This is a genomic window from Pseudomonas sp. (assembly GCF_037994325.1).
In the GTDB taxonomy this organism is placed as follows: domain Bacteria; phylum Pseudomonadota; class Gammaproteobacteria; order Pseudomonadales; family Pseudomonadaceae; genus Aquipseudomonas.
This window is the reverse complement of record NZ_JBBNAH010000785.1, coordinates 1-8,350: the sequence shown is the minus strand read 5'-3', so window position 1 is coordinate 8,350 and position 8,350 is coordinate 1. Positions and strand designations below refer to the sequence as shown.

Sequence of the window (8,350 nt, the reverse complement as noted above, 5' to 3'; positions counted from 1 at the left end):
GCCAGACCGGTTACTGCTTTAGTCAGCTCAACGGTGTCGTTAAACCCCGATGTTTTTAGCCGCTGCAAACGCTCCGGCATGCTTTGTGGGCCATCCGGCAATTCCCAGACAAACAGGCCGATGCGTTGCCCATCGGCGTCGCTTAAAACACGGCGATTAAGCAGGCCCGCCACGGTAGTGCGCGCCCCTTGGCCGCCGCTTTTGGCCTGGATATGGCCAGGCAGGCGCAGGTACAACTCGCCCTGCAAAACCGTTTGCGCTTCTTGCATCGGCAACGTCGCAGGAATGGCTGGAATATGCCCGGCATGGGCACTCCAGTCCTGACCGCTAACACCATCGCCCCGGCTAATCACCTGCTGCAATTGCCCGCCTCGATAGACCAGGCTGACCGCCACACCATCCACCTTTGGCTGTACCCATAGATCGCTGCGATGCTGCAGCCAGGCAGTTACTGCCTGGGCATCGGCCAACTTATTCAGTCCGGTATGGGCGACGGGGTGTTTGAGCGCGCCGCTGTTGGCGGGTGCCGGCGCTGGTTCGGCGACCGCCACATGAGGGAAACACTCCCGCCATTGGCGCAGGCGCGCCAACGTTTGGTCATAGAGCTCATCGGCAATCGGCGACTGACCTTGGCGGTGATAGCTGTCGTTCCACCGGCCTATTTGAGTGGAGAGAGCATGCAGTTCGGTGTTGGCCTGTTCGGCCGGCCAACTGGGGCAGGGGGCGCCGAAAGCCGGCAGGGAGAGGTAACAGCAGAGCAGCAAAGCAATCCGTCGCAGCATGGGGAACGTCCTGTTCGAGTTGGGGCTCGGACAGGTTACCGATTGGGCAACGAGCGCCAATCAGCTCGGGCTGTTTTGCGTGTAGGGTGTGCTGCGCGCACCAAGGCGATATCGGGAAGATTGCCAGGTGCGCACAGCACACCCTACAACCGGCTTTCGCGCCGATAAAAAAGCCCCGCACTCGGCGGGGCTTTTTGCACAGCGAAACCTTACAGGCCGGCGTTGCCGCGCAGCTGTTCGGCTTTGTCGGTTTTTTCCCAGGTGAAGGTGCTGAAGGTGTCGTCGCCTACAGTCACTTGCTCTGGGGTACGACCGAAGTGGCCGTAGGCCGCAGTGGCTTGGTACATCGGGTGCAGCAGGTCGAGCATTTTGGTGATGGCGTACGGACGCAGGTCGAACGTGTCGCGTACCAGCTTGATGATGGTTTCTTCGCTGACCTTGTTGGTGCCAAAGGTGTTGATCGAAACCGACGTCGGCTGGGCCACGCCGATGGCGTAGGACACCTGGATTTCGCAGCGATCGGCCAGGCCGGCAGCGACAATGTTCTTGGCTACGTAACGACCGGCGTAAGCCGCGGAACGGTCAACCTTGGATGGGTCTTTACCGGAGAACGCGCCACCACCGTGACGGGCCATGCCGCCGTAGGAGTCGACGATGATTTTGCGGCCGGTCAGGCCGCAGTCGCCCACCGGGCCGCCGATCACGAAGTTACCGGTCGGGTTGATGTGGAACTGGGTGTCTTTGTGCAGCCACTCAGCCGGTAGCACGTGCTTGACGATCAGTTCCATGACGCCTTCGCGCAGGTCTTTGTAGCTGACGTCCGGGTTGTGCTGGGTCGACAGTACGACTGCGTCAACGGCCACTGGCTTGCCGTTTTCGTAGCGGAAGGTGACCTGGGATTTAGCATCCGGGCGCAGCCAAGGCAGCAAGCCAGATTTACGCGCTTCAGCCTGGCGCTCGACCAAACGGTGGGCGTAGCAGATGGGCGCAGGCATCAACACGTCGGTGTCGTTGCTGGCGTAGCCGAACATCAGGCCCTGGTCGCCAGCGCCTTGGTCTTCCGGCTTGCTGCGGTCAACGCCTTGGTTAATGTCGGGGGATTGCTTGCCGATGATGTTCATCACGCCGCAGGTCGCACCGTCGAAGCCGACGTCGGAGCTGGTGTAGCCGATGTCGGTGATGACGTTACGGACGATTTCTTCCAGGTCGACCCAGGCGTTGGTGGTGACTTCGCCAGCGATGATGGCTACACCGGTTTTCACCAGGGTTTCGCAGGCCACACGGGCGAACTTGTCCTGGGCAATGATGGCGTCCAGCACGGCATCCGAAATCTGGTCAGCGATTTTGTCTGGGTGTCCTTCAGACACCGACTCAGAGGTGAAAAGAGAGTATTCGCTCATTTCGACGGGTTCCTGTTTATCAAATGTTCAGCAGCGTTTTGGCTGCCGATGGGTCCGGGCTACCAGGGGCGCGCTGAAAGTGGCGCACCTGAATCTGGAAACCATTGCGTAAACCAATGTAGAGGCTTTCTCCGGGTTCAAGCCCTGCGGCTGTCGCCCAATGGGCCAGGTCGTCCTGTTCAAAGCCCAGCCAGAGATCACCACAGGCCTCCCTGGCCCAGCTCTGGTTGTGGCGGCATAACTCGGTAATCAACAGGCTGCCGCCGGGTTTAACCCGCTGCGCCAGCTGTTTTAAAGCGTCGGCGGGAGCCGCCAGGTGGTGCAGCACCATATTTAGCACCACACAATCGGCGGCCAGCTCGCTGTCTTCATTTAACGCATCGGCCAGTTGCAGATCGACGTTGCCCAAGCCTTCACGCTCGCAGCGCATACGCGCCAGTTCGAGCATGGCCGGGCTGTTGTCTAGCGCGGTGACCTGGGAGAAGCGGCGCGCCAGCTCGGGCAGAAAACCACCATCGCCTGGGCCGACTTCCAATGCCGTGGCATCCGCGTTAAAGCCTAGTGCGTCGAGCAGCGCCAGTACGCTGTCGCGGTACTGCGGCAGGCCGGCGATCAAGTCTTGCTGGGCCTGGAAGTTCTCGGCCATGCGACTGAAAAAATCCTGGCTGGCGGCGGCGCGCTGGCTGTGTACGGCGGCGATGCGGGTTTGTACGTCAGTCGGCAACTCAAGGTGGTCGACTTCATCGAGCAGGGCGTTGTGCAGCAAACCACCCAAGCGTTCAGCCGGCGCCAGGGCACGGCGGTAGAAAATGGCGTTGCCTTCGCGGCGGGTGGCAACCAGGCCGGCCTGGGCGAGCACCTTTAAGTGGTGGCTCATGCCCGACTGGCCGGTGGCGAAAATCTGCGCCAGTTCCAGCACCCCGAAGGAGTCGTTGCTTAGCGCGCGCAGCACGTTCAAACGCAGCGGATCGCCACCGGCTTTGCACAAGGCAGCCAGTTCGTCAGCGGGCTCGAAGCGGAGCTGGGGTACGCGCATATTCATAGGCTGCGCAGTCTAGTCGGTCATTTTTTATCCAGCAAGACCAATATCAAAAAGTTTTGATATTGCACGTATTGCGTTGCGCAGTGGACAAAAGCACCCCGGCACGACCATCTGTGATTGCCCCGCACCTCCTGCCTGGGCGAAAATGGCCGCCTTTTTGTGAACCGTCCTTCCAGGAGATTAGCGATGCCCAGCCGTCGTGAGCGTGCCAATGCCATTCGTGCCCTCAGCATGGATGCCGTGCAAAAAGCCAACAGCGGCCACCCCGGTGCACCGATGGGCATGGCGGATATCGCCGAAGTGCTGTGGCGTGACTACCTCAAGCACAACCCAAGCAACCCTGAGTTCGCTGACCGTGACCGCTTTATTCTGTCCAACGGCCACGGCTCGATGCTTATCTATTCGTTGCTGCACCTGACTGGCTACGACCTGTCCATCGACGACCTGAAAAACTTCCGCCAACTGCACAGCCGCACCCCGGGCCACCCGGAATACGGCTACACCCCGGGCGTGGAAACCACCACCGGCCCATTGGGTCAGGGCCTGGCCAACGCCGTTGGTTTTGCCATTGCCGAAAAAGTGCTGGGCGCGCAGTTCAACCGCCCCGGCCATGACATCGTCGACCACCACACCTACGTGTTCCTCGGTGACGGTTGCATGATGGAAGGCATTTCCCACGAGGTAAGCTCGCTGGCCGGCACCCTGGGCCTGGGTAAGTTGATCGCCTTCTACGACGACAACGGCATCTCCATCGACGGCGAAGTGGAAGGCTGGTTCACCGACGACACCCCTAAGCGCTTTGAAGCCTACGGCTGGCAAGTGATCCGCAATGTTGACGGCCACGACGCCGAAGAAATCAAGATTGCCATCGACACCGCGCGCAAAAGCGCACAGCCCACCCTGATCTGCTGCAAAACCGTGATTGGTTTTGGTTCGCCAAACAAGCAAGGCAAAGAAGACTGCCACGGTGCGCCATTGGGTGGCGACGAAATCGCCCTGACCCGTGCCGCTTTGGGCTGGAAACACGACGCCTTTGAAATTCCGGCGGAGATCTACGCCGAGTGGGATGCCAAAGCCGCCGGTGCTGCCGCCGAAGCTGACTGGAACAAGCGCTTTGACGCCTACGCTGCCGCGCACCCGGAACTGGCCGCTGAGCTGAAACGCCGCCTGGCCGGCGACCTGCCTGCCGACTTCGCTGAAAAGGCTGTTGCCTATATCAACGACGTGGCGAGCAAAGGCGAAACCATCGCCAGCCGTAAAGCCAGCCAGAACGCCCTCAACGCGTTTGGCCCGTTGCTGCCAGAATTCCTCGGCGGTTCGGCCGACCTCGCCGGCTCCAACCTGACCCTGTGGAAAGGCTGCAAAGGCGTGAGCGCTGAAGACGCGGCCGGCAACTATATGTTCTACGGCGTACGTGAATTCGGTATGAGCGCGATCATGAACGGCGTGGCCTTGCACGGCGGCTTTGTGCCGTACGGCGCGACCTTCCTGATCTTTATGGAATACGCCCGCAATGCGGTGCGCATGTCCGCATTGATGAAAAAGCGCGTGCTGTATGTGTTCACCCACGACTCCATCGGCTTGGGTGAAGACGGTCCAACCCACCAGCCAATCGAACAACTGACTAGCCTGCGCACCACGCCCAACCTCGACACGTGGCGCCCAGCCGATGCCGTGGAATCGGCCATTGCCTGGAAACACGCCATTGAGCGCAAAGACGGCCCAAGCGCGCTGATTTTCTCCCGCCAAAACCTGCCACACCAAGCTCGTGACGCCGAGCAATTGGCCAACGTGGAGCGCGGTGGTTATGTGCTCAAAGACTGCGCCGGCGAGCCTGAGCTGATCCTGATTGCCACCGGTTCGGAAATCGGTCTGGCGGTGCAGGCTTACGACAAACTCACCGAGCAAGGCCGCAACGTGCGTGTGGTGTCCATCCCCTGCACCAGCGTGTTTGATGCCCAGGATGCCGGCTACAAGCAATCGGTTCTGCCGGTACAGGTTGGCGCGCGTATCGCTATCGAAGCTGCCCACGCCGATTACTGGTACAAGTACGTCGGCCTGGAAGGTCGCGTGATCGGCATGACCAGCTTTGGCGAATCGGCCCCGGCGCCGGCGCTGTTCGAACACTTCGGCTTTACCGTGGAGAACATCCTCGAGCAAGCCGGCGAGTTGTTGGAAGGCTGATAGGCCGGCCACTCTCGTAAACACCGTCTTCCCCGCGAAGGCGGGGACCCCGGTGCGCAGGTCTATCAGCGCACCTGGATTCCCGCCTTCGCGGGAATGACGGAGGTTTGAGGTGGCATCCGGGTTTGGCCGTTTCACCCCCTCCGCTCCATCCGACGTGAGCCTGCCCATGTCCCAACGCCCTTATAGAGTCGCCCTTAACGGTTATGGCCGCATCGGCCGCTGCGTGCTGCGCGCGTTATATGAGCGTGGTAGCAAAGCCGGTTTCCAAGTGGTGGCGCTGAATGATCTGGCCGACTTGGCCAGCCTCGAATACCTCACCCGCTTTGACTCCACCCACGGCCGTTTTCCCGGCGAGGTGCGCATTGAAGGCGAGTGCCTGCATATCAATGGCGACAACCTGCACGTGCTGCGCAGCCCGACGCCGGAAGGCATCGACTGGGCGGCATTGGGTATCGACCTGGTGTTGGAATGCTCCGGCGCCTACAACAGCCGCGCCGATGGCCAGCGCTTTCTGGATGCCGGCGCGCCGCGCGTGCTGTTCTCGCAGCCCATGGCCAGCGAGGCGGATATTGACGCCACCATCGTTTATGGCGTTAACCAAGAGCGTTTGACCGGCCGCGAAACCTTGGTTTCCAACGCCTCGTGCACCACCAACTGCGGCGTGCCACTGTTGAAGTTGCTCAACGAAGCGGTGGGTCTGGAATATGCATCGATCACCACCATTCACTCGGCCATGAACGATCAGCCGGTGATTGATGCGTACCACCATGAAGACCTGCGCCGCACGCGCTCGGCGTTTCAGTCGGTGATTCCGGTGTCCACCGGCCTGGCGCGCGGTATTGAGCGTTTGTTGCCGGAACTTGCCGGGCGAATTCAGGCCAAAGCCGTGCGGGTGCCGACGGTGAACGTCTCGTGCCTGGACATTACCTTGCAGACGGCCCGTGACACCGATGCCAACGAGATTAACCGCGTGCTGCGTAACGCCGCGGAAAACGGTCCCTTGAAAGGCTTGCTGGCGTACACCGAATTGCCGCACGCCAGCTGTGATTTCAACCATGACCCGCATTCGGCGATTGTCGACGGTAGTCAGACCCGGGTTTCCGGCCCACGCCTGGTAAACCTGCTGGCCTGGTTCGACAACGAATGGGGCTTTGCGAATCGCATGCTCGATGTGGCCCAGCATTATTTAGACGTCGCTGTGGCAATAAATAGCGTTCCACCTGTTTCTAAACCCTTTTGATCAACCAGCCCGGGAAGGACTGCGCCATGACCACCCCTCTTGTACAAAAAATGAGCGATCTCGATCTGAAAGGTAAGCGCGTGCTGATTCGCGAAGACCTCAACGTGCCGGTAAAAGACGGCGTGGTCACCAGCGACGCGCGCATTCTCGCCTCCTTGCCAACCATCAAGCTGGCTCTGGAAAAAGGCGCGGCGGTGATGGTGTGCTCGCACCTGGGGCGCCCGACCGAAGGCGAATTCAGCGCAGAGAACAGCCTGAAGCCAGTCGCTGACTACTTAAGCAAAGCCCTCGGCCGTGACGTGCCGTTGGTGGCTGACTACCTCGGCGGCGTCGACGTTGCCCCAGGCAGCATCGTGCTGTTTGAAAACGTGCGCTTTAACAAAGGCGAGAAAAAGAACAGCGACGAGCTGGCCCAGCAATACGCCGCCCTGTGCGATGTGTTTGTGATGGACGCCTTTGGCACCGCGCACCGCGCCGAAGGCTCGACCCATGGCGTCGCCAAGTTCGCCAAAGTTGCCGCTGCTGGCCCGCTGCTGGCTGCTGAGCTGGAGGCACTGGGCAAGGCTCTGGGCGCACCGGCCAAGCCAATGGCCGCTATCGTCGCTGGCTCGAAAGTGTCGACCAAGCTCGACGTGCTCAACAGCCTGAGCCAGATCTGCGACCAACTGATCGTCGGTGGCGGTATCGCCAACACCTTCCTCGCCGCTGCCGGCTACCCGGTGGGCAAGTCGCTGTACGAGCCGGATCTGCTCGACACCGCCAAGGCCATTGCCGCCAAAGTGAGCGTACCGTTGCCGGTAGACGTGGTCGTGGCCAAGGAATTCGCCCAGACCGCCGAAGCGACCGTTAAAGCCATCGCCGATGTGGCAGACGACGACATGATCCTCGACATCGGCCCGCAAACCGCCGCGCTGTTTGCTGACTTGCTGAAATCGTCGAAAACCATTCTGTGGAACGGCCCGGTCGGCGTATTTGAGTTCGACCAATTCGGCGAAGGCACCAAAGCCTTGGCCTTGGCCATTGCCGAAAGCTCGGCGTTTTCCATTGCGGGCGGTGGCGACACCTTGGCCGCCATCGACAAGTACGGCGTAGGCGACAAGATCTCCTACATTTCCACTGGCGGCGGCGCGTTCCTCGAGTTCGTCGAAGGCAAAGTGCTGCCGGCGGTGGAAGTACTTGAGCAGCGCGCGAAGGCGTGATGGCCGTTTACCGTTTGTGCGCGCCCGCTGTCGCCGCCCTGGTACTGATGGGCTGCAGCAGCGCGCCGGCACAAAAGGTGACGCCGGATAAGCCCGAGCAAACCGAGCAGCAGCGCGAGCGCTGCTACCAGACAAGCTGGTGGGCAGAAACCTCGGCAGTGATCTACCGTCGTTTCGACGAAGAACATCAGCCGCAGCCGGCCCAAACTGAAAACCAGCCAGCGGCAGCCACGGAGGAATGCCCCTGAATGGCGCGTCTGCACGCCGTAGGCTGTGCTGTACGCACCATTACGCGGTGTAGCCCGTTACGCAGGAGCAACTATTTCAGCGCCCCATAGGTCACTGCTAATAGCCCCCTCGCGTAAAGGAAGACCTGCCATGAACCACTACAGCGCCGCTGTGCTGACCGCTTCGTTTGTACTAATGCTCACCGGCTGTGCCGGCGGTGGCTCCACCAGTGCGTGCGAGGTGATGAGCCCCGCCCAGATCAGTCTGCCCAC

At 60.9% G+C, this 8,350-nt stretch carries 6 protein-coding genes and 1 pseudogene; 4 read left to right on the top strand and 3 right to left on the bottom strand.

The window, feature by feature from the left end:
• From AAAB16_RS26455 to AAAB16_RS26445, 3 genes and pseudogenes are all read right to left on the bottom strand, one after another.
• A pseudogene (locus AAAB16_RS26455) lies at positions 1 to 782 on the bottom strand (DNA ligase B); the annotation flags it as partial.
• A 209-nt stretch (positions 783 to 991) separates the two neighbouring features.
• On the bottom strand, positions 992 to 2,182 hold the full coding sequence (gene metK / locus AAAB16_RS26450) for a methionine adenosyltransferase (protein ID WP_110615287.1): 1,191 nt from the start codon (positions 2,180 to 2,182) through the stop codon (positions 992 to 994).
• 19 nt (positions 2,183 to 2,201) lie between these two features.
• The gene (locus AAAB16_RS26445; RefSeq protein WP_340666048.1) at positions 2,202 to 3,224 is read right to left on the bottom strand and encodes a metalloregulator ArsR/SmtB family transcription factor; all 1,023 of its coding nucleotides are present in this window, start codon (positions 3,222 to 3,224) and stop codon (positions 2,202 to 2,204) included.
• 186 nt (positions 3,225 to 3,410) lie between these two features.
• Between AAAB16_RS26445 and tkt the strand changes: the two genes are divergently transcribed.
• The 4 genes from tkt (at position 3,411) to AAAB16_RS26425 (ending at position 8,098) form a co-directional block, all read left to right on the top strand.
• Positions 3,411 to 5,408, top strand: coding sequence for a transketolase (tkt, locus tag AAAB16_RS26440; protein ID WP_340666047.1), 1,998 nt, complete (start codon positions 3,411 to 3,413; stop codon positions 5,406 to 5,408).
• A gap of 169 nt (positions 5,409 to 5,577) precedes the next feature.
• The gene (gene epd, locus AAAB16_RS26435) at positions 5,578 to 6,651 is read left to right on the top strand and encodes an erythrose-4-phosphate dehydrogenase (protein ID WP_340666046.1); all 1,074 of its coding nucleotides are present in this window, start codon (positions 5,578 to 5,580) and stop codon (positions 6,649 to 6,651) included.
• Positions 6,652 to 6,677: 26 nt separating this feature from the next.
• On the top strand, positions 6,678 to 7,850 hold the full coding sequence (locus tag AAAB16_RS26430) for a phosphoglycerate kinase (protein WP_340666045.1): 1,173 nt from the start codon (positions 6,678 to 6,680) through the stop codon (positions 7,848 to 7,850).
• The gene (locus AAAB16_RS26425; RefSeq protein ID WP_340666044.1) at positions 7,850 to 8,098 is read left to right on the top strand and encodes a hypothetical protein; all 249 of its coding nucleotides are present in this window, start codon (positions 7,850 to 7,852) and stop codon (positions 8,096 to 8,098) included. The genes AAAB16_RS26430 and AAAB16_RS26425 overlap by 1 nt, the downstream gene beginning before the upstream one ends.
• Positions 8,099 to 8,350 lie beyond the last annotated feature (252 nt).

Bases quoted from the DNA above. Each gene is read 5' to 3' on its own strand.
- metK (WP_110615287.1), bottom strand. From the start codon at position 2,182: ATGAGCGAATACTCTCTTTTCACCTCTGAGTCGGTGTCTGAAGGACAC.
- AAAB16_RS26430 (WP_340666045.1), top strand. From the start codon at position 6,678: ATGACCACCCCTCTTGTACAAAAAATGAGCGATCTCGATCTGAAAGGT.
- AAAB16_RS26425 (WP_340666044.1), top strand. From the start codon at position 7,850: ATGGCCGTTTACCGTTTGTGCGCGCCCGCTGTCGCCGCCCTGGTACTG.
- tkt (WP_340666047.1), top strand. From the start codon at position 3,411: ATGCCCAGCCGTCGTGAGCGTGCCAATGCCATTCGTGCCCTCAGCATG.
- AAAB16_RS26445 (WP_340666048.1), bottom strand. From the start codon at position 3,224: ATGAATATGCGCGTACCCCAGCTCCGCTTCGAGCCCGCTGACGAACTG.
- epd (WP_340666046.1), top strand. From the start codon at position 5,578: ATGTCCCAACGCCCTTATAGAGTCGCCCTTAACGGTTATGGCCGCATC.